This window comes from Peribacillus deserti, assembly GCF_016909175.1.
GTDB lineage: Bacteria > Bacillota > Bacilli > Bacillales > DSM-1321 > Paraperibacillus > Paraperibacillus deserti.
In genome coordinates this window covers 93,217-118,217 of the sequence record NZ_JAFBFI010000016.1, presented here as the reverse complement: position 1 = coordinate 118,217, position 25,001 = coordinate 93,217, and the positions used below count along the sequence as shown (strand labels likewise).

Annotated in this window: 24 protein-coding genes and 1 riboswitch; of the genes, 11 read left to right on the top strand and 13 right to left on the bottom strand. The window is 39.1% G+C overall.

Features of this window, described 5'->3' with window-relative positions; genetic code table 11:
- Positions 1–66: 66 nt before the first annotated feature.
- Positions 67–357 carry a GNAT family N-acetyltransferase gene (locus JOC77_RS16245; protein ID WP_204545165.1) on the bottom strand — a complete coding sequence of 97 codons (291 nt, stop codon included), beginning with the start codon at positions 355–357 and terminating at the stop codon, positions 67–69.
- A gap of 746 nt (positions 358–1,103) precedes the next feature.
- On the opposite strand from JOC77_RS16245, the gene JOC77_RS16240 reads away from it, so the two are divergent.
- The 7 genes from JOC77_RS16240 to JOC77_RS16210 all read left to right on the top strand — a co-directional run bounded on the left by JOC77_RS16240 (position 1,104) and on the right by JOC77_RS16210 (position 8,028).
- Positions 1,104–2,285, top strand: coding sequence for an MFS transporter (locus tag JOC77_RS16240; RefSeq protein ID WP_204545162.1), 1,182 nt, complete (start codon positions 1,104–1,106; stop codon positions 2,283–2,285).
- Positions 2,286–2,467: 182 nt separating this feature from the next.
- A riboswitch (TPP riboswitch) is annotated at positions 2,468–2,574 on the top strand.
- A gap of 79 nt (positions 2,575–2,653) precedes the next feature.
- Entirely contained in the window at positions 2,654–3,415 is a 762-nt protein-coding gene (locus JOC77_RS16235) for a 3-oxoacyl-ACP reductase (RefSeq protein ID WP_204545159.1), read from the top strand.
- Between the two features lie 15 nt (positions 3,416–3,430).
- Positions 3,431–4,261 carry a hydroxyethylthiazole kinase gene (gene thiM / locus JOC77_RS16230; RefSeq protein WP_204545156.1) on the top strand — a complete coding sequence of 277 codons (831 nt, stop codon included), beginning with the start codon at positions 3,431–3,433 and terminating at the stop codon, positions 4,259–4,261.
- Entirely contained in the window at positions 4,258–5,064 is an 807-nt protein-coding gene (thiD, locus tag JOC77_RS16225) for a bifunctional hydroxymethylpyrimidine kinase/phosphomethylpyrimidine kinase (protein ID WP_204545155.1), read from the top strand. Before thiM ends, thiD begins: the two co-directional genes overlap by 4 nt.
- The gene (gene thiE / locus JOC77_RS16220) at positions 5,061–5,714 is read left to right on the top strand and encodes a thiamine phosphate synthase (protein ID WP_204545153.1); all 654 of its coding nucleotides are present in this window, start codon (positions 5,061–5,063) and stop codon (positions 5,712–5,714) included. Before thiD ends, thiE begins: the two co-directional genes overlap by 4 nt.
- A gap of 233 nt (positions 5,715–5,947) precedes the next feature.
- A complete protein-coding gene (locus tag JOC77_RS16215) occupies positions 5,948–6,475 on the top strand; it encodes an NfeD family membrane protein (protein WP_204545151.1) in 528 nt (175 codons plus the stop codon).
- A 14-nt stretch (positions 6,476–6,489) separates the two neighbouring features.
- Positions 6,490–8,028, top strand: a complete 1,539-nt coding sequence (locus JOC77_RS16210; protein ID WP_204545149.1) for a flotillin family protein — start codon at positions 6,490–6,492, stop codon at positions 8,026–8,028.
- A gap of 367 nt (positions 8,029–8,395) precedes the next feature.
- Here JOC77_RS16210 and JOC77_RS16205 read toward each other — a convergent pair whose 3' ends face one another.
- From JOC77_RS16205 to JOC77_RS16170, 8 genes are all read right to left on the bottom strand, one after another.
- Positions 8,396–9,244, bottom strand: a complete 849-nt coding sequence (locus JOC77_RS16205; protein ID WP_204545147.1) for an alpha/beta fold hydrolase — start codon at positions 9,242–9,244, stop codon at positions 8,396–8,398.
- Positions 9,245–9,476: 232 nt separating this feature from the next.
- On the bottom strand, positions 9,477–9,794 hold the full coding sequence (locus JOC77_RS16200; RefSeq protein ID WP_204545144.1) for an HIT domain-containing protein: 318 nt from the start codon (positions 9,792–9,794) through the stop codon (positions 9,477–9,479).
- Positions 9,795–10,098: 304 nt separating this feature from the next.
- Positions 10,099–11,757, bottom strand: a complete 1,659-nt coding sequence (locus JOC77_RS16195) for a peptide ABC transporter substrate-binding protein (protein ID WP_204545142.1) — start codon at positions 11,755–11,757, stop codon at positions 10,099–10,101.
- Positions 11,758–12,154: 397 nt separating this feature from the next.
- Entirely contained in the window at positions 12,155–12,511 is a 357-nt protein-coding gene (locus tag JOC77_RS16190; protein ID WP_204545140.1) for a SpoIIAA family protein, read from the bottom strand.
- 69 nt (positions 12,512–12,580) lie between these two features.
- On the bottom strand, positions 12,581–13,381 hold the full coding sequence (gene fdhD, locus JOC77_RS16185) for a formate dehydrogenase accessory sulfurtransferase FdhD (protein ID WP_204545138.1): 801 nt from the start codon (positions 13,379–13,381) through the stop codon (positions 12,581–12,583).
- Positions 13,382–13,510: 129 nt separating this feature from the next.
- Entirely contained in the window at positions 13,511–14,056 is a 546-nt protein-coding gene (locus JOC77_RS16180) for a helical membrane plugin domain-containing protein (RefSeq protein WP_204545123.1), read from the bottom strand.
- Positions 14,041–17,007, bottom strand: a complete 2,967-nt coding sequence (gene fdhF / locus JOC77_RS16175) for a formate dehydrogenase subunit alpha (protein ID WP_204545120.1) — start codon at positions 17,005–17,007, stop codon at positions 14,041–14,043. Before fdhF ends, JOC77_RS16180 begins: the two co-directional genes overlap by 16 nt.
- Before the next feature lie 329 nt (positions 17,008–17,336).
- Positions 17,337–17,648, bottom strand: coding sequence for a hypothetical protein (locus tag JOC77_RS16170; RefSeq protein ID WP_204545110.1), 312 nt, complete (start codon positions 17,646–17,648; stop codon positions 17,337–17,339).
- 181 nt (positions 17,649–17,829) lie between these two features.
- Between JOC77_RS16170 and JOC77_RS16165 the strand changes: the two genes are divergently transcribed.
- Both JOC77_RS16165 and JOC77_RS16160 read left to right on the top strand, forming a co-directional pair.
- Positions 17,830–18,546: a hypothetical protein gene (locus JOC77_RS16165; protein ID WP_204545108.1), complete on the top strand. Its 717-nt coding sequence runs from the start codon at positions 17,830–17,832 to the stop codon at positions 18,544–18,546.
- Between the two features lie 227 nt (positions 18,547–18,773).
- Positions 18,774–18,974 carry a hypothetical protein gene (locus JOC77_RS16160; RefSeq protein WP_204545106.1) on the top strand — a complete coding sequence of 67 codons (201 nt, stop codon included), beginning with the start codon at positions 18,774–18,776 and terminating at the stop codon, positions 18,972–18,974.
- Between the two features lie 121 nt (positions 18,975–19,095).
- Here the strand turns inward: JOC77_RS16160 and JOC77_RS16155 are convergent, their stop codons facing one another.
- On the bottom strand, positions 19,096–19,914 hold the full coding sequence (locus JOC77_RS16155) for an STAS domain-containing protein (RefSeq protein ID WP_204545103.1): 819 nt from the start codon (positions 19,912–19,914) through the stop codon (positions 19,096–19,098).
- Positions 19,915–20,929: 1,015 nt separating this feature from the next.
- On the opposite strand from JOC77_RS16155, the gene JOC77_RS16150 reads away from it, so the two are divergent.
- Positions 20,930–21,079 carry a hypothetical protein gene (locus tag JOC77_RS16150; RefSeq protein WP_204545100.1) on the top strand — a complete coding sequence of 50 codons (150 nt, stop codon included), beginning with the start codon at positions 20,930–20,932 and terminating at the stop codon, positions 21,077–21,079.
- A gap of 106 nt (positions 21,080–21,185) precedes the next feature.
- Here the strand turns inward: JOC77_RS16150 and JOC77_RS16145 are convergent, their stop codons facing one another.
- From JOC77_RS16145 to pssA, 3 genes are all read right to left on the bottom strand, one after another.
- A complete protein-coding gene (locus JOC77_RS16145) occupies positions 21,186–21,722 on the bottom strand; it encodes a GNAT family N-acetyltransferase (RefSeq protein ID WP_239558833.1) in 537 nt (178 codons plus the stop codon).
- A gap of 197 nt (positions 21,723–21,919) precedes the next feature.
- Positions 21,920–22,123 carry an HIT family protein gene (locus tag JOC77_RS21750; RefSeq protein ID WP_338047238.1) on the bottom strand — a complete coding sequence of 68 codons (204 nt, stop codon included), beginning with the start codon at positions 22,121–22,123 and terminating at the stop codon, positions 21,920–21,922.
- Positions 22,124–22,374: 251 nt separating this feature from the next.
- Entirely contained in the window at positions 22,375–23,070 is a 696-nt protein-coding gene (gene pssA, locus JOC77_RS16135; protein ID WP_204545098.1) for a CDP-diacylglycerol--serine O-phosphatidyltransferase, read from the bottom strand.
- A gap of 914 nt (positions 23,071–23,984) precedes the next feature.
- On the opposite strand from pssA, the gene JOC77_RS16130 reads away from it, so the two are divergent.
- Positions 23,985–24,287, top strand: coding sequence for a hypothetical protein (locus JOC77_RS16130; protein ID WP_204545096.1), 303 nt, complete (start codon positions 23,985–23,987; stop codon positions 24,285–24,287).
- The last annotated feature ends 714 nt before the right edge of the window (positions 24,288–25,001 follow it).

Sequence of the window (25,001 nt, the reverse complement as noted above, 5' to 3'; positions counted from 1 at the left end):
AATTTTATGGCCTCTGCGGTATTTTGCAGTATTATTTACTAAGGTTGACATTCATGCAGTTTTTAATTAATCAGGCAGCACATCGTGAAATTTTTTCGTTTCATCTAAGACTTTCTTTGCAAATGAACAGGTTGCCCTCACACTCAAGTTTTCTTTGCGGGCATATTCAACTACTTTCTCAACCAAAGCCCTACCAGCTCCCTGCCCTTTCAGCTGACTCCCTACTTCGGTATGATGAATGGTGATAAGCTGCCTGCCATTAAGATTTTTCCCTTCAGGAACCCATTGAATGACGGCTGCCTTTTCCCCCTCCTTATCCATAAAAAACTCATTATTTCCTTTTTTGATCTCTTCCATATTATCCTCTCCTTAAATAAAGCCTGTAGTTCTATGTATAACCTTTACCTTTTTGTAAAGGATGTAAACGTTCTTTAGTTTGGGTGACATGTACGAAAAAGCCTTTTCCAAAATGAAACCTTTCCTTTTCACTTTGCAGGCGTTTGAAAAGAGATCAGGTTCTTCCTGCTTTCCGGGAGTCTTGTTACTTACTGGGTCTTTGATTTTATTGAAGATTAATGTAACGCCGGCTTCTTTATTTGTTCACCTGAACTATGAGTTTTTGAGGCAGAATAATCAGCTAGTTGACCAATTGGTGGTTGATGATGCTATTTTAAAGACTCCCTAGAGAAAAATAAGAGTTTCCAGATGAATCTGGCCAGAATATGCTTAACTTTTGATGTTTTTTGCTTTTCTTTTGACGATTTATGCTTATCATGCAAAATTTATGTGTTAGATTTCAGATAATAATTTTCTAAAGGGATTTATGCCTAAGTTCCCAGGTTACAGCCAACACCAGTTTCTTTCCTCTAATTTGCACCGTTTAATGTTTTCAAAGCACCTCACTGCTCCCCTCTTTACTATGTTTCTATAACAAGTTCTCTCTCCTTCTTTAAAAATTTGCTTGTATGAATTAAGTTTAAGCATTTTAAGACATCTCCAAATCAACCTGTATTTGGTTAATAAAGGGAAAAGGTTCAGAAGCAGAAATTTGGGGAATATAGTAATAGACAAAGTTATTAAAAGAATTGGGGATAGTGAAAGAGATGAGAAACAAAAAGAATTTATCAGCTTTATTTATTATGGCATTTACAATGTTTTTACTAGGAGGATTATCTAGTACAAAAGGGCTAGTTCTAGATGAGGTGAAAAAAGATATTGGCCTGGATCTGAATGAATTCGGGCTTGTCGTTTTTATTTTTCAATGGGGATTTACGATCGCTGGTGTAGTCAGCGGGTATCTGGTAGATAAAAAGGGCCTTAAAATCATGACAATTGCCGGAACCGTGATAATGGCTGCCGGGCTTTTAGGGACCGGTGTATCACAAACTATCTTATTCTTTCTTGGATTTTACTTGATCGTCGGCTTTGGGCTCGGATCTATGACTGTTGCTTCAAATGCCATTGTTCCAACCGTTTTTCCAAATAAACAGGGAATGATGTTCAATTTAACCATGGGCGTTTATGGTCTGGGCATGTTCTCTACACCGCTTATTTTAAGATGGATGTTTGCTTCAGAAATCTCCTGGAGAATGTTTTATCTTGGAATCGCAATAGTATTGGTAGGCTTTATTTTGTATTTAATGTTCACAGAGGTTCCAGCCGGGAAAGCGGAACGTGCCAGCATATCATCATTTATTGAAATGTTAAAAAATATGCAGTTTGTTTTTATTATGCTATTTCTAGTCTTCTATGTCGCATCAGAAGTATCATTCCTAAACTTCTTCCCAAGCTACCTAAAGACCCTTAATCTCGGGGGGGCAACAAGTGCTGAAAAAGGAACGATGGTCGCAGCGATCCTGTCTGTTTTTTCATTGCTGTTTACAATAGGAAGGCTGGGCGGCGGCTGGATTGCAAATAAAATCGGTGAAAAAAGAACGTTATTACTGTTTTCCCTGCTTGCTGTTCTAACTGTAACAATCAGTAAGTTCTTTGCCAATGAATGGGTCTATTTATTTGCTGCAGCAGGTTTATTCTTCTCTGTCCTATTCCCTACCGCCACCGCCATAGGCACAAAGTTGTCCGAAACTAGCGGTTCTGCACTCGGCCTTGTTTATGTGGCATCAGGTATAGGGGGAGCTTTCGCAGGCTGGCTCGTTGGTGCAGTATCTGATAAATTTGGACCTTCAGACGGATTTAACCTGCCCATCATCTTCCTTGCAATCCTTGTGGTCTTTTCCTTTTTAATTAAGGATGTACCTGACCGCGATCAAACTAAAACTGTATAAAGATAAGGTCCGGTCTTTTATGCCGGGCCTTATTGTCTTTTCCATTCTAAGAGAAACACTCTTGTTTGTTTCTAGTACTTTTTAATAATCAACAGAGATTTACATTTAAGTGTATTACATTGTATTCAAATTCCTTTACTTCCCTGTAAAGAAAAGCTATCATAAGGGCAATTACATACATATGAAACTACTAGGGGTGCCCTAAACGGCTGAGAGAAAAACTTTGGTTTTTTAACCCTTCGGACCTGATCTGGATTATACCAGCGTAGGAAAGTAGTAAAGTTAATTACGCAAGTTTTTTTCTTTATACTCTCACCAGCCAGGTCCCCTTTTGGACCTGGTTTTTTTATTTTAGGAGGATGATTACTATGAAAATTAGCAGCCAGGTTGTACTTGTAACCGGCGGCAGCCGAGGTCTCGGAAAGGAAACAGTTAAAGCTTTTGCAAGAGAAGGAGCAAAAGTGGTTATAAATTACTTTTCAAGTGCAAAAAAAGCTAAAGAGCTTGAGGAGCTTATTGGCAAAAATGCACTTGCTATAAAAGCAGATGTCCGAAACTTGGACGAGGTTGGAAACATGTTTCAGGCCGCCAAGGAATACTTTGGCCACCCAGTTACTACCATTGTAAACAATGCACTTGTAAATTTCCGCTTTGATCCTGATGAAAAAAAGGATGCTTCCCAAATTAAATGGCAGGATTATCAAACTCAGCTTGAAGGCTCTATAAAAGGATCCTTGAATACTTTACATGCTGGACTTTCTTCTATGAAAGAAACTGGATTTGGAAGAGTTATCAATATTGGAACCAATTTAGTCCAAAATCCAGTAGTACCTTATCATGATTACACCACAAGCAAGGCAGCGCTTTTGGGGTTTACCCGCAATATGGCACAGGAATTAGGTCCATACGGAATTACTGTGAACATGATTTCCGGAGGATTATTGAAATCTACGGATGCAAGCTCAGCAACTTCTGAGGAAGTCTTTAAATTGATAGAAGCTTCTACTCCATTGAGGAAAGTAACTCATCCCTCTGAAGTTGCAGATACAGTCTGTTTTTTCGCATCTCCCTGGAGCAGGGCTGTCACAGGACAGAACTTGGTGGTCGATGGCGGATTAGTGATGAATTAAAAGGAGGAATTTACAATGGAAAAGCCGAAGATAAGCAGCTTACTGGACCGCTTACGGAAAAATAACCCTCTTATATGTAATATTACTAATATGGTAGTTACAAACTTTACAGCAAATGGACTTTTAGCGCTTGGTGCCTCCCCTGTCATGTCAAACTCACCTGAGGAAGCAGCTGAAATGGCCAAAATATCAGGTGCTCTTGTGCTGAACATGGGGACTCTTCATCCTCGTCAAGTGGAAACAATGATTATTGCAGGAAGATCTGCTAATCTGCATAATATCCCGGTTATTTTTGATCCAGTTGGGGCTGGAGCAACAGCTTACAGAACTGAAACGGCTAAAAAAATCCTAAGTGAAGTTTGTGTATCAGTTATTCGAGGAAATGCTGCCGAAATTGCGAATATATCGGGTGAACATTGGGAAATAAAAGGTGTTGATGCTGTTTCTTCAAACAGAAATATCGCGGGCCTTGCTAAATCGGCAGCAAATAAGCTTCACACCATAGTGGCACTCACAGGAAAAGAGGACTTTGTATCTAATGGGGAAATAACTTATGCGAATTATAATGGCCATCCTATTCTGACTTGTGTGACTGGTACAGGCTGCCTGCTAACCTCTGTTTTAGGAGCCTTCTCTGCCGTTGAGCCTGATTTCATGCTGGCTTCCCTTGGAGCATTAACAACCTATGGAATTGCAGCTGAAAATGCAGCTAAGAAAGAAGCTGTTATGGGTCCCGGCAGCTTTCAAACAGCATTTCTGGATGAACTGCACAATATCTCTCCAGCTGAAATCGAAAAATATAGCTCGGTAGGATTAGCAGATGAAGAAAGGACTGAAAATCTATGAGAAAAGCATTAACCATTGCAGGATCAGACAGCGGAGGCGGAGCGGGTATTCAAGCAGATATAAAAACATTTCAGGAATTAGATGTTTTTGGAATGTCCGCTATTACAGCTGTAACGGCCCAAAATACTCTAGGAGTACAAGCTGTATACCCGATGGCAGCCGAAGCAGTGGAAAACCAAATAAAGTCTGTTGGAGTGGATATCGGTGCTGATGCAATAAAAATGGGAATGCTTTTCAATGCTGAAATAATATCCATTGTGGCGAAGCAGATCAGGCGTTTCAACTGGAGTAAGGTTGTGCTTGACCCGGTCATGATTGCAAAAGGCGGAGCTCCTTTGCTTCAGCAGGAAGCTGTGCACGCTTTAAAACAGTTCCTCCTTCCCCTATCAGCTGTCCTTACACCCAATATACCTGAAGCTCAGGTTCTTACTGGCATGACTATCCGTAACTTAGAAGATAAGAAAGAAGCTGCTAAAAGGCTCTTGGATTTAGGAGTTAAAAATGTGGTCATTAAAGGCGGGCATGAGGAAAATCCAAATGAATCAAACGACATATTTTATGATGGAAAAAGCTTTAGTGTATTACACAGCCCCCGCTTGCTGACCAAAAATACACATGGAACTGGATGCACATTTTCTGCGGCCATAACGGCTGAAATGGCGAAAGGCCTTCCTGTTTTAGATGCAGTTCTTATAGCTAAAGAGTTTATACAGGCCGCCATTGAAGATGGTCTGGAACTTGGTAAAGGCCATGGTCCAACGAATCACGGGGCATATAAAAAGAAGCAGGTGCAGGTTCTATGAATACTTTAAAACTCAAGGAGTGGTTAAAGCTATACTTCATTATGGGCAGCAATAATTGTACAAAGAATCCTGCCTACATACTAACTGAAGCAATAAAAGGAGGTATTACACTCTTTCAGTTTCGGGAAAAAGGGGATCACTGCCTGCTTGGTGAGCATAAATATGCTCTGGCAAGAGAACTGCAGAGCATTTGCAGGGAATATAAGATCCCCTTCATTGTAAACGACGATATTGACCTTGCTCTTGCTATCCAAGCTGATGGAGTCCATATAGGCCAGGATGATGAGGATATCCAAAAAGTCAGAAATAGAATTGGAAACATGCTGCTGGGTGTCTCAGTCCATAGTTACGCAGAAGCTTTGTCTGCAATGGATGCGGGAGCCGATTATTTTGGTTTGGGACCAATCTTCCCTACGAACACAAAGAAAGATGCTAAGCCAGTCCAGGGTTTAAGCTTCATTCAAGAGCTGCGGAGAAAAAGAATTCATATCCCTATTGTTGGGATTGGCGGCATAAATCCGCAGAACGCCCATTTAGTTATGGATGCCGGTGCTGATGGTGTTTCCGTTATTACCGCCATCAGTAAGGCAGACTCTCCATACCAGGCAGCAGCAGAGTTGAAATTACGTACAAATCTAGATTATCAATAATACATATTATAAAAGCCAGGCTATCATTTGTCTGGTTTTTTTACTGCTCCTCCCTTCATCCCATTTGTCATGTAGCGTTAACTTTTCGCTAATGCCTCTTTCACAAAAAAACTTGTATACTGACTTAAAAGTTAATAAATGAAAATTTTTTACATTTTTTTCTAAATATTGAAACTTCTACTAACTTCAATCGTAGACTAACTAAGTTAAATAAAACAGGAGGGCTGGTGAAAGTGGAGGTATTTGGAGTCCCTATAGAAAGTATTTATCTGTACACGCTCATAATTTCGGGGGCGATCACACTGCTTTATCTTTTCTTCGGAGACCTGGCTCATGGAGCAGCTGAAGCTCTCGATTGGTTCAACCCCATTCTCTTACTCTCTTTTATTACTTTTGTATCCGCGTCAGGCTGCATACTGGAATATGTTACTTCTTTGAACAGCTATCTCATTCTAGGTACTGCTGCCATTATTTCTTTCTTCATAACCACTTTTCTTAATATCTTTATTCTTATTCCCCTTTCTAGAGCTGAAGAATCCTTAGTGTATACAGAGGATTCACTGAATGGCCGTATGGGAAAGGTAATTCTTACAATTCCTGAAAACGGTTATGGAGAAGTAGTCCTCGAAAGCTATAGCGGCATGATTGCCAAGTCCGCAAAAAGCTATGATCAATCCGTCATTAGAGAAGGTTCCCAGATTTTGGTGATTGATATTGAACATGGCGTTTTATTAGTAAAAGAATACGAACCACTATTTTAAAGGAGGTCTTCTTTATGAGTTTCATTTTGATTGTTTCTGGTTTAGCTGTCTTTATCCTATTAGCAATGATTGGTGTATTTATTAAAAAATATCGTACAGCAGGACCCGATGAAGCACTCATTGTAACAGGCAGCTATTTAGGCGGAAAGAACGTACATACTGATGAAGCAGGAAACCGTATTAAAATCATACGTGGCGGCGGAGCTTTTATTCTTCCCATTTTTCAGCAAGCAAAGCCTTTAAGCCTGCTTTCAAGCAAACTTGAGGTTACAACTCCTGAAGTGTACACAGAACAAGGTGTTCCAGTCATGGCGGATGGTACAGCAATCATTAAGATTGGGGGATCCATTGGTGAAATAGCAACGGCGGCCGAGCAATTTCTGGGTAAAACTAAGCAGGACCGCGAAGGAGAAGCCCGCGAAGTGCTAGAAGGACATCTTCGCTCGATCCTAGGCTCCATGACTGTGGAAGAAATATATAAGAACCGTGAAAAATTCTCCCAAGAGGTCCAGCGGGTTGCTTCTCAAGACTTAGCAAAAATGGGGCTTGTAATTGTCTCTTTTACCATAAAGGATGTGCGGGATAAGAATGGATATTTAGAATCGCTGGGGAAGCCGAGAATTGCACAGGTTAAGCGGGATGCAGACATTGCGACGGCAGAAGCTGATAAAGAAACGCGCATCAAGCGTGCTGAGGCAGACAAAAATGCAAAACGGTCTGAACTTGAACGGGCTACAGAAATAGCAGAAGCCGAAAAAATCAACAAATTAAAAACGGCTGAATACCGTCGTGAACAAGACATCGCGAAGGCCCGCGCCGACCAGGCCTACGATTTAGAAACAGCCCGCGCCAAGCAGGAAGTTACAGAGCAAGAAATGCAGGTACGCATCATTGAACGGCAAAAACAGATTGAACTCGAAGAAAAAGAAATTCTGCGCCGTGAACGCCAGTACGATTCTGAAGTCAAAAAGAAAGCCGATGCAGACCGATATTCAGTTGAGCAGGCCGCCGCTGCCAGCAAAACAAAACAAATAGCTGAAGCCGATGCAGACAAATACCGGGTTGAAGCGATGGCAAAGGCTGAAGCAGAACGAGTCCGGGTAGATGGACTTGCGAAAGCAGATGCCGACCGGGCTAAAGGTGAAGCAGAATCAGAAGTTATCCGTTTAAAAGGGTTAGCTGAAGCAGAAGCTAAGCGCAAAATAGCCGAAGCCTTCGAACAGTTCGGCCAGGCTGCAGTGCTGGATATGGTTCTAAAAATGCTCCCTCAATATGCAAAAGAAGTGGCCAGTCCTCTTGCAAATATTGATAAAATAACTGTCGTAGACACAGGCAGTGATTCATCCAGTGGCGGTGCAAACAAAATTACATCGTATGCTACTAATTTAATGTCAACCATGCAGGAAACCTTAAAAGCTTCGTCAGGACTGGATGTTAGAGAACTACTGGAAAACCTATCTGGTAAAGGAAATATCCGGGCAAGTATAGACAACCTTTCAAATACCCGCCCTTCTATATCTGACCTTAAGGTAAATAATGATCAATTAAAATAAATAGCTTTTGAACATCACCCCAATTGCTAGACACCACTAGCAATTGGAGGTGCAGTTCATTTTTTGTTTTAAATGGGGGTTTTTAAGGACAATCTGTACCTTTAATTTATATGATTTGAAGAGTTCGCTCGTTTCCAAGTGCCCTATGCTTGATTTTTGCTTTACCATAGGCGCTGTTTCAGGGACCTTTTGCCATTAAAGTTCGGGGGGCTGCACCTCGGGCGAATTATAGCATTGAAGCGTATTCGCGATTTAGGCTCATTTAGTGGTCAGGACTAAAGTCCCCTGTACTCGATTACCGCTCTGCCACTCGCGGCTATGGATGCGCATTGCATTATTTTTTTAAGTTTCAGGTAAATCATTTATTTTATTGAACTGCCATAAACCTTTTTATTTCACCAAGAAATGCTGTGGATTCTTCAAGGAAAGGATAATGATTGCTTTGTTCAAAAACCTTGAGAACGGAGTCAGGAATGAGAGAATGAATTTCCTCAGAAAAAGAAAGCGGGCACTGAACATCATATTTCCCGCATAGTATTAGGGTTCTAACGGTTATCATATGCAGTTTTCTAGTAATGTCATAAATAACTAGTTCTCTATTAAAAAATTCCATCCGTGAAGCGGCCATTTTTTTATGAATACTAGATGGAAAATAATAATCGTAATTTTCAGGATTGAATAAGGACAGCTTGTTTCTTTCCCGGGTAACCGCTTTTCGTTCTTCCTCTGTAAGGTCATCCCGCTTTAGAAGTTCAATAAGTTCTTGCATTCTAGTAAATTGCGGGTGTTCTCTGTGGTAGATAGATTCCGATGAGTAATTAGAGTATTCTCTAGCTGCTGATCCTACAACAATAAGTGAATTCAAAGAAGCAGAAGTCCAGAATCCATATACAAGACCAATTATCCCCCCTGTGGAATGGCCTGCAAAATGCCAGGATGAAAAGCCAAGTGCTTCTCTGATAGCCTCCAGATCCAATACACTTTCAATCATACTGAGCTGATATGCTTTTTCCGCTTTTGCAGAATTTCCTGCTTCCCTTAAATTTACAAGAAACACTTGATTTGTTTGAGTAAATGTATTGGCAAACATATCTCCTGTAACATTAAATTCAGAGTATATATGAGTCACACACAAGGGCGGCCCCTCTCCTTTAATAAATATTTCAAACGTGCCTCTCTTTGTTGTAACGATTTTGTTTTCCCATAAAACGAACATATGCGCGGTCTCCTCTGCTGGTTTTCCTATCTCCTTGGAAAAAAGGACTTCTATTACTCCTTTATAAGTAAATTATACTTCCCGCTTTTGTTACTAGTTTTCTTTAGTAGACTCCTTCTCGCCTTAATTCGTAAATCAATAATGATAGTTTCGTCTGGGTTTCTACAAGCTTCACTTTTAGTACCCCATTTTCTACTGGCGCATCAGAATAGAAATCTGCGAAAGACTGTTTTTAATATCTGGGCACTATGTGCATATGATAATGAGATAACTCACTAAATATGCCTCCGTTCTGGCAGATTGTTATTCCATCTGGAGAGTAAGCGGTCCTTATTGCCCTTGATATTAACCTAGAAGCATTCATTACAGCAGCAGCCGTATCTTGGTCAAAGTCTTCCACTTCTAAAAAATGAGCTTTAGGTATAATTAAGGCATAACCTTCGTTGAAGGGATTATGATCTAGAATACAAGAGACATAATTGTCTTCATATATAACGTGAACTTTTTCCATTTGCAGTGCTAATCTGCATCCCAAGCAATTCGCTTCCATTTTATACTCCTCTATATTTATTAATTTCGCTTACACTCATATAACTGGCCATGGTTAGAAATCGATCACCATTTTACTGTACACTATTATGTAATTGATTATCTAAAAAAAAATGAACCACCGGCAAAGAAGCCAGGGGAGATTTATGATACACACCATTATTAGGACGCTTCATTATTAACAAAATGATCCAGCAAGGTATACAAATCATTCCTTTATTACGGGTCTCTATCCATTTTAACGCAAAGAAGAGTATGTGATGGCCACCTACTCTTCTTTGCTTGTTACTATGATTTTTTAGAACTTATTCAATGTGAGCCCACTTATAGCCGAAGTCTCCACCGAATGGGTGCTCAACAATTCCTTTTACATATTCACGTTGAAGGAATGCAGTACCTCTTTGGTACATAGGAGAAATTGCAGCATCATCCATAAGGATTTTTTCAGCTTCTAAAAGAGCTTTCCAGCGAGCATCAAGGTCTGTAAGAAGCGGACCTTTTGCATCAGCAACCAGCTTGTCATATTCAGGGTTTGAGTAACCCATTTGGTTATGAGCTCCATCTGTTACGAACATATCGATGAAAGTCATTGGATCTTGATAGTCAGGACCCCAGCCTGCGAACGAGAAGTCATAATTGCCTTTAGATTCTAGGTCTAGCTTTTGTTTGAATGGCTGTGGCTTAATGTTTACCGTTAAGCCTTCAAGGTTTGTTTCTAACTGTTCTTTTAGATACTGAGACACTTTTGCAGAGTTATCATCGTCATAGTTAAGCAATTCAAGAGTGACTTTGTCAAATTTAGCCTCTTTTTTCGCTTTTGCCCATAGTTTTTTAGCTTCTTCAACATCCAATTTGCCAAGGTCCCCGTTTGTTTCACGGAAATCTTTTCCGTCTGGACCGACAGTGAATTTACCAGGTACTAGGAAATAAGCAGGCTTAGATCCATTGTTTAAAATTACATCAACAAATGATTTTTTATCCCATGCCATGTCCAATGCTTTACGAGCATCTTTGTTGGCTAAAACTTTATTCTTTTCATTCAATCGCAGGAAGTAAACAGCTGTATCTTCTGAAGTTCCATAATTCGAATCTGATTTGTACTTATCTACAAATTCAGCATTCAGACCGACACGGTCAGCTTTTTTCGTTTCATAAAGGTTAACTGATGTAGCGGTATCTTTAACAATGTTAAAGTTGATTGTTTCAAGCTTAACAGCTGCATTATCCCAGTATGTAGGGTTTTTCTTAAGCTGGAAGCTTTGTTCGTGTTTCCATTCACTTAGAGTGAAAGGTCCGTTATACACTCCCGTGTTTGCTTCAAGAGCATAGTTTTTGCCTTGTTCTTTAAAGAATTTTTCGTTTTGCGGGAAGAAAGTTGCAAAAGACAATAAGGATTTGAAATAAGGAATGTTGTTTTTCAGCGTGATTTCTAACGTTTTTTCATCAATAGCTTTAATGCCTAGAGTATCAGGCTTAGCTTTGCCAGTGTTGATTTCTTCTGCACCTTTTACATCATAAAGCATATAAGCATATTCTGCTGCAGTAGCAGGATCTACCGCACGTCTCCAAGAGAATACGAAGTCATTAGCTGTTACATCGTCTCCGTTAGACCATTTTGCATCGCGGAGTTTGAATGTATAAGTTTTTCCGTCTTCACTTACTTTTGGCTCTTCTGCAGCCATACCAAGTGTAGGCTCATTATCCTGGCCTAAACGGTAAAGACCCTCGTAAACGTTGTTCATAACATTGAATGATACAGAGTCAGTAGCAAGAGTTGAGTCCATAGAAGGAATCTCTGATCCAGCAACTAAATTTAATACCTGCTCTTTTGGAGCAGCCGCTGGTTTATCACCATCTTTGTCACCTGTAGGTTTTGTTGAAGTGGTATCCCCTCCGCTGCATGCTGCAAGAAACGTACTTAAAGCAAGTACCAAAACTAAGAGAAACGAAAACTTTTTCTTCATTCAATAGTAGCCCCCTTATTAGAATAATCTGAAGATTTAGTCTTTATTATATATGTATTTTGATATTAATCAATACATTTTTTACAATTAAATTACAGATTAATGACAGATTGCTTGTCACTATTGAGTTTGCAACGAAAAAAAAATATTTCCTTAATGAGTAATTTCTAAATAATCTGTCCTATTTTTTAGTTATATTAATGTTATTAATAGGAGGGTGGACCTATGATTAAATCATTCTAAAGATGAACTATTGCTTTGACATTTTATTGACAGTTACTGGATAAGACATTTTTACTTACATAAAAAAAAGCAAAAAAAATAGCGGTTTGGCTAAACCTTTCCGCTATTCCTTCCTTTACCCTGAGTGATTGCTAATTATTATCAAATTCCTTTTTTAATCCTTAATCCAATCCCATGCTTCTTCTACCTGATCTTTTGTAAAATGCTTCGACTTAATTCCCGGAAGAATATTTCCGAGCTGAGCAGCATTCTTCAGCCAGTTCTTTTCACTTATTACAGCAAACTTGTTAAATTGGCTCCACCGCTTTGCATCAAATTTAAGACCGTGCACCATGCCTTGAAAAGTCGAACCATCCAAATCTTGCATAACAGCCAATATATTAAAATGAGTATGGTCGTTAAATCGCTGCTGTACATTTTGTTCTAATTTTTCGGCATCCTCTTTTATTGCTTTCCCACTAAATTCTACTGCTATAGTATCATCATATCTGCTCGGCAGTATTGAAAGCATGTTATCTCCTCCTTGATCTACACTTTCAGTCAGCTTTGAATTACCCTAGTTTTTCTTTCTAAAAACATGCTATCCATGAAGGTTTGTTATTCTTTCGGGGTGCGTATAAACATTTAATGAGCTGCTTCTAATGAAACCTACTGCTGTTATTTCCAAATGATCAGCAAGTTCAAGCGCTAGTTCAGTAGGTGCTGATTTCGACAACACAATTCCACAGCCAATTTTGGCAACCTTCAATAAAATTTCCGAAGAAATTCTTCCGCTAAAAACAATGATTTTATCTTTTATGGTTATATGGTTTTTAAGGCAATAGCCATATAACTTATCTAATGCATTGTGCCTGCCGATATCCATGCGGCTTAAAATGATTCCATTCACATCACAAAGCGCAGCATTATGAACACCGCCCGTATTTTTAAAGGTTTCAGCATTCTTCTGCATTGCAGACATTAGCCGGAAGCAGTCCTCCACCCTTAAAGCTGCAGTCGCATCTTTCATTTTCTTAGCAGTAAGGGCATCATTGACAAATACAAATCCCTGTCTGCTCATGCCGCAGCATGATGTAATATACCTCTTACCCGAAAAATCCTGGTAATAAGGGTTGAGCCTGGAGGTTTTAACATGAACAAAACCCTCTTTTTCCTGAACCCAAATTTCTTCAATATCACTGTAATCTTTGATAACGCCTTCTGATGCCATATAACCAATGACCATATCTTCTATGTACTGCGGTGAACAAACCATTGTCACAAATTCCTGCCCATTTATTTTTACAGTTACTGTATACTCAGATACGATGGTATCCTCTAAGATTTTAGTGCGGCCCTTTTCGTGCCTTATGATTTTTCTTTTCACCTCTATTGGTTTCAAGACTGCCATCTCCTCTTTTTACCTAGCACTTTTATTTTACTTTATTTCCATTTTTCAATAAATCTAACATACATGTCAGCTTATAAAAAACAAACAGCACACCAAATGGTATGCTATTTGCCTTACTTGCTATTTTAATTGATGATTAGGAGTCTGGTGCTGAAGCTGATTTTCTGGAAGCTGTGTTGTTCTTTCCAGACTCTCCGTTTCTTGTCCCATTCCTTTTAAAAAGTTAAGCAGAAGCGTGATTGACCGGTTAATCTCTGGATCTCTTAGTGAACGCATAATGTCTAAAATCCCTGTCTTTTCTTCCGTGTCCTTATGATCTGCTACTCTAGCAATCCCTGAATTCACCTTCAGCAGAATCGGTTCAAGCTGCTGGACATTAAGAGTGCCGAGAACACCAACCATGAGAAGCAGGTTCTTCAAGGTATTGGCCGTTTCAGGCGTATCGGCTTTTTTTACAAGGATTTCCATCACTTTATCTCCTTGTCCAAACAGAGCGCTTATAAGCGAAAGGACTCCCCGTTCTTGCATATGATTAAGCGTTTTTAACACTTCGAGTATACTTTCTTTGCTTTCGACAAGAGCATTCTGCACTTCTTCAAGGTCGAGCTGTTTTTGTTGTTCCTCAGTTATTTCAACTCGCTGAATCGATTTTATCGCTTTTGCCATGATGCTTCCGCTCCTTTTTTCACCAAATCACCTGGGAAAATGTAATCCTTGCGGGCCCACTTCTTCTGAACCTGTACACCCATCTGCGGCTGAGGATTCCCATTTCTGTGGTTTATTTTAGGCAGCGGACTAACGCCTTCCTGCCGCAATATTTCCATTTTGGCATTGATCTCCTTGTATGCCGGGGTATCAGTATCTTTATCCGCTTCACTGCTCGTCAGCAGATTGATAGCAGCGTCACCTGAGTCATTCATCGGAAGATATACTTCCTTACCTTGAACTCTGTCAGTAATCAGGCACTCCACTTTCACACTGCCGAATGGTGAAGTCAGCCGAACGAGGGTACCATCCCTAAGTCCCCTTTCTGCAGCAAGCTCAGGTGAAACTTCAAGGAAAACTTTTGGAGTTTTTGAAGTAATTCCTTTTGACTTATACGTCATATTTCCTTCATGGAAATGCTCAAGCAAACGTCCGTTGTTTACATGAATGTCATATTCCTCCGGGAATTGAAGTGGAATGGACCACTTAACAGGATAAAGAATAGCTTTTCCATCCGGGAAATTAAAACCCTCCGTATAAAGAACCGGTGAATCTGTTCCATCCGGAGCAACCGGCCATTGCAGGCTGTTATACCCTTCCAGCCTTTCATAGGTAACACCTGCATAAATCGGTGACAGTTTCGCAGCTTCTTCCATAATCTTGCTTGGATGTTCATAATTCCATCCAGCCCCAAGAGAGTTGGCAACTGCCATAATAATCTGCCAATCAGGCTTAGAATCGCCCAGAGGCTCAAACACCTGGTACAGACGCTGAATTCTTCGCTCTGTATTGGTAAACGTTCCTTCTTTTTCAAAGCTTGGAGATGCTGGCAATACTACATCTGCAAATTCTGCTGTACGCGTCAGGAAAATATCCTGTACAACAAAGAAATCAAGCTTTTCAAAGGCTGAGTGCACATGATTAAGGTTAGAATCCACGATTCCCATATCTTCACCTTTAAGGTACATCGCCTTTAATTTCCCTTCATGGATGGCTTCTACCATTTCATGATTATTGAGACCCGGCTTTTCAGGAAGGCTGGTTCCCCAGGCCTTTTCATATTTCAAGCGGACAAGAGGGTCATCAACACGTTCGTATCCGGGCATATTAGCCGGCGCGCTTCCAAAATCGCTGGCACCTTGTACGTTATTATGGCCCCGAAGAGGATAAGCTCCTGCTCCTGGTTTCGCATGGTTGCCTGTTACAAGCAGCAGATTGGAAATCGCCGTACTTGTATCGGAGCCGCCCAAATGCTGGGTAACACCCATCGCCCATAGAATACAAGTAGTTTTTGCTTCATAAATCATAGTTGCTATTTGAATGAGAGTCTCTCTGGGAATTCCTGTTTGATCCTCCGCATAGCCAAGTGTGAAGCCTTGTAAGCTGGCTGTGAATTCATCATATCCATTTACTTTTTCTCGGATAAAATCTTCGTCTGCCCAGCCCATGTCAATGATATATTTAGTTACAGCTGACAGCCAGACAATATCAGAACCCGGCTTCGGGCGGAAAAACAGATCAGCGCGGTCAGCCATTTCGTGCTTTCTGATATCAGCTACGATTGTTTTTTGGCCGTGCAGCTTTTGGGCCCGTTTGATCCGAGTTGACAGTACCGGATGCGATTCGGATGTATTAGAACCTACCATGATTACAAGCTCGGACATGGCAATGTCTTTAATAGAACCAGAATCACCACCATACCCTACTGTGCGCAGAAGCCCTACAGTAGCTGGAGTCTGGCAGTATCGCGAACAGTTATCAACATTATTTGATCCAATCACACTCCGCGCTAATTTTTGCATTAAGTATGATTCTTCGTTTGTACACTTTGATGAAGTGATAAAACCCATAGATTCCGGTCCATATTTTTTGCTGATGTCTGTAAATCTTTTCGCAATCAAGGCCAAAGCTTCTTCCCACTCTGCTTCCCTGAAAGAGTCTCCTTCACGGATAAGGGGTTTTGTCAGGCGTTCCTCGCTATTTACAAAGGACCAGCCGAATTTTCCTTTTACACATGTTGAAATATTGTTTGCAGGAGCTTTCATTTGAGGTTCCACTTTTAATATTTCACGGTCCTTTGTCCAAACATCAAAACTGCATCCAACACCGCAATAAGTACATACAGTTTTGGTTTTTTTGATGCGCTCGTCACGCATCGCGGACTCCATATCTGAAATTGCTAGAATGGAGCCGTAGCCTGTTTCAACACCTTTTGTAATTTCTATCATCGGGCGGAGTGTCTGCTTGGCAATTCCAGTCAGGAAGCCTGCTTCTCCTACCATTCCTTTTTCCATCATGGCGTTACATGGACAAACCGTTGAGCAATGGCCGCAAGAAACACATGAAGATTCATTAATGGGCACATCATCATCCCATATTACGCGCGGACGGTCACGCTCCCAGTCGATTCTTAGTGTTTCAGTCACCTGCAAGTCCTGGCATGCTTCCACACAGCGGCCGCATAATATGCACTGATCCGGGTCATATCTATAAAAAGGATGCGAATTATCTTCTTCATAAGGTTTGTGGTCAAACGGGATACTCTGGTGATTGATCTTCATGGCTTTTACTGTATTATGTACCTCACATCCACCATTATTGTAGTCACAGACTGTACAATACAGCTCGTGATTGTACAATATTTTGTCCATAGCCATGGTCTGGGATTGCTTCACTTCAGGAGAGACAGTATCAATTCGGTCCCCCGGCTTAAGCTTTGTTGAACATGACCTTACTAATTCTCCATTTACTGAAACAATACAAGTATCACACGTTTCAATTGCTCCAAGTGCAGGATGATAGCAGACGTGCGGGATTTCAATAGAGCTGTCTGTTAAAAACTGCAGGACAGTTTGATCTAATTGAGCAGGAGTTTCAACTCCATTTACTTTTACATGGATGCTATTCAGCAAGCGGCTTCATCCTTCCATTATTTCTTAAACTTTATAACTTTTTCCCTACCCTGTCCTTGAAAAACTAAAACCTTTGATCATAAAAATGGTACCTGAAGGATTCATTTAAAATAAAGGCATGTTAAAGTTCATTGTTGATTTTGGCACTATGTTTGATCTTCGCTTAAGGCACGGGACTCCTCGCAGAAAAGCGGGTCAAGGGAGACCCCTCAGGCGTAAACGTGAAAGGAGGCTCCTGGACCGCCCGCGGAAAGCGAGTGCCTCTCGCTGTAATCAACAGACAGTTTAACAGCTAAAATAAAAAGAATCTGCCATGTGGCAGTCCTTTTCTAATCCAGAATTGTAATCTTTTTTAGTGAGCTGATCGCTGCAAATGAAACTTCATTGTTATCATAAACTAAACAAATCTTATCCCTGCTTTCAGTTCCGCTGGGTGTTTCAGCACCTTCTGTAGCTGGATCAGTCTTTATGTACCCCTCCCTCCCCTTTGAATCAATAAACCTTTTACCGTTAAGTGACTTTTTCAATGTTTCTTCTATATTTCCCAGAACCTTATTTACCTCGCTCAACTGTGAAGCAAGGTAAAAGGCATTATCATGAAGATTTGTATATCGTCGAATTAAAGAATCGTAGTTGTTCATAATAAACCTCCAGCTTTTTATCCTTTTGATACCCTTCCACTATAAATTGAAAACTAGTGGAATAATAAGATACCTTTAACCAAGCCTGGGACATAATCTATATTCAGATATAATTAACCAAGTATTTTTTCCTTTTGCTCGTTTTCTTGTACAATATAGGTAAGGTAAAAGGAGGATACGTATGTTTACTACTATTGGGCCTAGAGGCGATTATTACAAATTCGATGATGAACAGGATTACATGAAAAAGCTCAAAGATTGGGGTCTTGTTTCAGCATCAGCGAAATCGCCCAAGCACGAGTTTCATTATAAGAGGGAAAATTCCACCTATACGGTTATGATTAAAGGGTATGAAATCAGCGGAGCACATGAGACCGCAGTTGTATCATTTACAAACGACGCCTTGCATTGTGTACACCCAGCCTATTTAAAAGAAATGCAAAGCCCTTCCTTTGGCAGAGAGTCTGTCATTAATACCGGTGAAGATTTGACTTCTGGAGAGCTGCCAGTCTCTCTTCCTGTTCAAGAAGGAGAATCAACGGCACCAAAGACAAAAACAGAACCAAAAGCAAAGAAAGAAAAGAAACCGCAAATACCAGTCCTTGACCTGCCTGGTGATAAAGTCTCATTTGAAGCCGTTGTTAAAGAGTTCACAACTAAATATAACCACTTTAATGAGACGGAGGAAGAAATAGTAATTCTGGAACAAGTAAAAGTGACTGGGGACTCGCCATTGGAAGTCGGTGAAGCTTGGTGCGGCTATAGTAAAACTTTAAAAAAACTTGAGCTCGAAATAGGTAACTCTTTAACTTTTGATGCCAAAATTGTGGATAGAAAACTTAACAAAGATATCCGCTATAAAATTAATAATCCGTCTAAGATAAAAATTAAAGAATGAATGATAAAAAGGACGATCTCAGAGATCTGTCCTTTTTATATTGTTACTCTAAGCTGCAAAATATAGCACTTTAACACTTAATGCGCGGGCTGGCAGGAACTTTGCCAGGTCATACCCTACACCGTTTGTAATCCCTTTTTAGAATAAGCTTGCGGCTCCATGACCCTTTATTCTGCTGGATAGACCTTTAATGATTAACACATCTTAAATTATAGGAGGTGAGATAGATGGTAAACCAAAATAATCAGCATAACAACGGCCGAAACGATGAACAGGGAGGAATAATGGGAGTTCTTTCTCAAGCAACCAATTCTGTTGTACAGGCTGTTAAAAATATGACGGGCAATGATGACAATAATCAATCACAAAACCAACAGCAGAATAACTATCAAAACACTCATCACAAAAAAAATAAGCATAAGCATTAATCAAAAAAAACGCCCTCTATGAACTGCACCTCCGTTGTTAGATTTGTGTCTAACAATTTCGGCGCAGTTCACTACTGGCGTTTTTTGATTGGGCACTTCTTTATAAGGCTAGTACTTTCCTTTAAGGCTTTAATGAATTTATAGCTTGCTGTAAGGTAGAATAGGTGCTGATTTTGGTAAAATCGATACCTAAATTTACAATTTTTTGAGCCATTTCAGGGCGTATTCCACTGACTGCTGCTTTAATTCCTAATAGGGAAAGGGCTTGAGTGACCTGAAAAATCTGTTTGGCTGCGATGGTATCTACAACAGGAACACCCGACAAATCCATTATAAAGCATGATACTTTAAGCTTTGTACTTTGAACGAGGGACTTTTCCATGAGGAGATTTGCACGTTCCTCGTCTATTTCTCCCACTAGCGGAAGTACTGCAACACCTTCTGTGAGGGGTACAACCGGCACTGAAAGCTCATTAAGAGCAGCTCTTGCAGACTCAATCATATGCTTGTTATGGCGCACGAATGCTACACTAAAACTTTGTGCTGCCTGGTCAATAATCCGGTGAAGCTTCGAAATAGCATCATTATAAGTTTTAAACGACACTCCATGCTTTTCTGCTTCTTCACAAATAACTTCTGCCATTTCATTTCTATAATAGGGTAATTCATCAAGGGCCATATCAATCGTCATTCCCATTTCTGATAAAGCCGTTCCGGTCTCGACTCCCCACCGTGTAATTTTATTGAGGGCTGTATCAAGATCATCTATTAGCAGTTCCTTATACATATCAATAAGCTTAATCCTCTGTTCTCTAAGCTCGGCAGAAATCGATGCTTGGACCTCCGGATGTTTTTTACTTTGTTCGGCTGTTATTTTGTCAGCCAAATCATACTTTCTCCCTGCAATCTTGATTGCTACATCTTCTATGCTCCAGGACATATAATCACCTTCATATTTTTACTATTGAAATTTTAGTTCATTTTTATAACTGTTAAATAATATCTCTTCCATTACAACAATTTATCACTACTGCCTGCTAAAAACCAACACTTTGCTCAGGCAGCACAGGAAATCCCCTTTTAGGAAGAGGCATCCTCACCGGAAATGCTAATCTTGCTGAAAACTGAACAAAATGTTAATTTTCAGAAGAATTTCTGCAGCATTTACCAGAAAAAAATAAAACTTAGTCACATCACTTTCCTAACCACGCCGCAGTAGACGTTTATTTCGGTCATTATATAACATCTTTATATTCTATTCGAACTCTGTATAAATCAATTTTGTTGACAGACTCTCCACAATTAGCTAAACTTACAAAGCCCCATCATACTCCAAATTTCACCTTTTCCAAATTATTCAACAAAAAAAAGCCGCAGCAGCTTATTTAAATGTTTTTTCTCCATTCCTGATTTCCTTTAGCGTTCTCTTCGTTTTAACGTATTAAACTGTAATTTTCTATCTAAAGCATCTATATATTTAATTTTATCAATAGTTTAAGTTCGAATAATTAAAATCCACTGAGGCCTTTCTTAATCTAACAATAAGTAATTAAGTAACAAGAGGAAGATTCTCCGCAAGATTTTCTTTTATCTACTACTTTAGCCTGAGGTATGGAAGATAAAAAGCTCTGTCCTCTTGGAATTTATGCTATCTCTATGTAATTTACAGTTTAACTATACCGATAAAGACAGTATTTTATGGCTGGACAAAAGTTAAATTATGTAAACGACTAATTTTTGCCGATAAACATAAAAATTTTCTCCTCTATAAATGGAGCAAAAGTATAAACAATCCAATTCATAGAATGAAAGATGTCTGCCTGCATATAATAGTAACAAGCTAACCAAATGGTTTTCCTCAGCTTCCTAATTGCAAGAGTATTAAAACGGTATACCCTTGGGGAAAATGTGAACCTATCAACCATGGTGAAATGACGATGCAAAGGAGCTATTTCATGGTAGATGAAGAAGAGCGTTTAATTTTTCTAAAAGAACTTGGACATTTGATTGACGAATATAAAAATTGTCACAATGAAGGAGTACAAAGAAGTATCTGCGATGACATTCTTTTACTTTGTGGAGCGTTAGTCAGTAATCCTGATTAACGCCTTTTTAGTATTTACATGTTTTTGCAGGCTGCAAATAAAAGGGAGATGAGCACAAATAATTAATCAGAGGTAAGCTGCTCCCTCCTTTTAATCAAGAATTGACTTAAGCTGTATACTCAATGAGCCAGCAGTCCCGGTATTCTCCCTCATGAAGCTCATTTTTAGGGAGAAGCTTAACCTTTTTAAATCCAGCTTTTTCATAGCATTTTATAGCTCTAGCATTCCATGTTTGAGGATCCATAACTATTCTGCATGCATTCTTATGTTTTATTAGAAAGTTTGCCATGGATTGTACAAGGAGCCTGCCTATCCCCTTATTCCAATAATCCGTTTCCCCAATGAATTGATCCATTCCAAAGATAATTTCATGTTCTTGATAACCAAATTGATTTTTTGCATCAATACTTAAAGGATAGAATTGTATGTACCCAATTTCTTTTTTATTGTATTCGACTATGCAGCCGGTATGTTCAATTGACCGTCCGTAAAATTTTTGGGATACCTTATTTAAATCAAACGGATTATCTCTGCCTTCATAATATTTTAATACTGATAAATCCGAAAGCCACTTCACTAACATATTTTTATCCTTTAATTGTAAAGTCCGAACTGTTATTTTACCTGATTGAAATAAGATCATGCTCATCCCACTCCTATTTAGAGTTTAATTCTTTCTTTAATAGTTCTATTGCTCTTATCACTTTCTCTTTATTTTCTCCATTGTTTCGCTGATTGCTGGCATGCAGCAAAAACGGGCGCAAGGATTCTACAGAACGTCCGAACTAATCCATCCATACCGCGGCACCATCCAGGTGTGGAAAATGGTGTGTAGTATCTTCATTGTAAATATAATACACAGACTCTTTCCCCTAAAGCTTCTCTTTGAGCCTTTCCTATCTTTGATAACAGATTGATATAATCTTTTCTTTCTTCCGCTGTTAATTCATCGAACGATTTAATATGGCGTTTTGAAGTTAAAATAACTAGTCCTTCTATTGGATAAGCACATCCTGGCGGCATGGAAATAGGCCGTTTCCACAAAAACCCCGCCTTCCGGCTCATTAACACCGCTTGTTTATGCACAGCTTAAACATTCAACCTCAATTGTACTGCTATTGAATTTCTGCTCTAGGTAAAAAAATTAACATCCTTCCTTTGGAAGCAATATACAAATAACACAAAAAGGGACGCATGTCTCTGCATCCCTTTTTCTCGTTTACTTTTATATATTGATAAGCTCTGGCAAAGGAAAGCCCTGCTAAAACACATAAATAACGACTGCCAATTATGCATTAATCGATGTCTTTATTGTTCTTTCCTTTTACAAAACGGTAGGCTAAATAAGCAATATATAATGGAGCTGCTATATACATGAGATAAGGAGACTGCCCGTATGTACCTTTGTATAGAAGGAATAACAGACAGCCAAGAAAAAAGGTAACAATCGTTCCGTACTTCGGCAGCGGAACTTCTTTAAGGCTTGGAATTCTTATTTTGCTGACCATTAGAAAACATAATCCAGTAAATATCACTGTTGTGACTATATTAGGAATTTTATCTCCAAATAAAGTGAGAATAGCCAGTATACCGCCTGCTGCCGTAATCGGGACTCCTATAAAATAATTGATTGAAGATTTACCGGAACTGATGTTAAACCTCGCAAGCCGGTAGGCACCGAACAACGGAAACAAGCCTGCAATAGCCAAACCGATCAGCTCGAATTGGAAAAAATATGTATAATAGACTAAAAATGAGGGCGCAACACCAAATGTAACAATATCTGCCAGTGAGTCTAACTCTTTGCCTAAAGCACTATCGGCTTTTAACATTCTGGCTAATCTTCCGTCCATACTGTCCAGCATCATTCCTATTAAAATTAACACTGCAGCATTGTTAAATTGTCCGTTAGCAGCAAATCCAACAGATAAAAACCCACAAAATAAATTTCCCAGAGTAAACATATTAGGGATGCTTTTGGTTAACCTCACTTGACGTCATCACTCTCCAAAGAAATTTTTAAATGATCGTACATTCCATTAATGTTTCAGCTTATTCTTACATTAATATACCATTATTTCCAATGTTATGTTTATACATCAGCGAAAAACGGATAAAAACCAGCTTACAAGTTTACATACCCTTTTTTTTTGCCCTGAAAATTCAGTATAAACCAGATACAAAAGAGGTGCACATTTAATAGGGTATCCATACACAAAGCCATCTTACTTTTCAGATACATGACTGCAAAAAAAAAAGCTATTGTTTTAACACAAAAAACAGGTTATAGAATGATAAATATATGTAATATAAATAGAAAAATGCGGCCAGAGTCATTTCGAAGGGAGACTGGCCGCATCATGAGTAAAAAGAAAACAATTAAAAGCTATTAAAATTGTCCTTACTACTATTGTAGAGTTTTGTCGAAATTTGTCACTAGTAAATTTATCCAATCATTTATTTTCATTGATCCTTAAACAAGGCCTGGACTATATATTTAGAAAGTGTGATAGTGGGCAACTGCTGCATCCAGCATCTAAAACCTTTTGAATGGTTATTAATTCAGACACTTTGTCTGTAAAAACGGTTTCTCTATTGGGCTCAGGTTTCGAGGAATTCCAGGTATAGGAATATTTTCCGTCTATTTTTGCGAGCTGAGAATACCACTCGAAAGTATGTGGAGCTAACCAGTCAGCGTGCAGCTGAGGGTCCGTTAGAGTCATAGTATCACCTTTTCCAAAAAACGTATAAGATATATAGTATTCTCTAAATCATTAACAAACCTAAAAGTAAAACACAGCTATTTCTCTATTTATCAGCTCTAGTTAGATCGTACAAGCAACAGCCTCGCATCTTCATATGATAGTAAGAGATTTTAAAAATGACAATAAGGGGAAAGTAGAGAATGGACCAACTGTTGTTCGACTATGCGAAAGAAGGTATTTTTCTTGCTCTTTTCCTTTATCTTCTGATTTGGACAATTCCAAAAATCAAGCAGGAGTTCAAACAAGAAATGAAGGAAATGGAGAGCAGATATAACTCTGAAATGGAGAAAATGGAAAAAAGGCATTCAGAGGACATGGAAAAATTAGAAAAAAGGGCTGATGAACGAGAAAGTGAATTGATGAAATTGCTCAATATGTTTGAAGATAAGTATGATATATTAACTTATAAGGTTGAAGAAGTTCTAAAGAAAATACAGAGTTAACACCTGACAACAGCCTGGATAAATGAGATTAACACGCTTTTTTTTAGAATTTTTCATTAGGAATACTTCCATTATGACCAGCGTTACAAACCTCCTCACAACATAAAACCCTTTTATTAGATTCAAGGGTCTTTATGCTGTGTTTTCTATTTTATAGGTGAGCAACTACTAACCAGATCTAAAATATCGGATATTTCCCCGGGTGGATCGTGTAAGTTATTTTCTTCCTGCTTTTAATATGTACTTTGACAGCACTGTAAGTAAGTTGCATTTTTATTAATCACAATAACTGGACGCTTTTTAGGATCTATTGTCTCCTATTTGTGACTCACTCTAAAGCCCCTCAGAAGGCTTATTTTTTTCTATTTTACGCTTGCAGAGTTTCCTCTGCGATTAAACCGGCAGGGGTGTTATAATATCTGCCTAAATGCTTTAATAAGTTATGCTTTTACTCTCCTTAAAAGTTTAGAGAATTTCTATTCGATTTTGCATGTCCATCCATATAGTTTCTGTTGTATAAGAAAGTTTTTAAGGAGTTTCTTTAAAATACGTTGTGCTATGGCACGTATTATTGGCGGCTTAGGCAGGGAGAAGAACATCAATACTGGTACAGAGGCATTGCACGTATAATACTCTAACGTCTTCATTGGCATGATAAAAAGGCGAAGCCCTTTTCAGGCAAAAAAGGACAGATTAAAAAATAGTCTGTCCTTC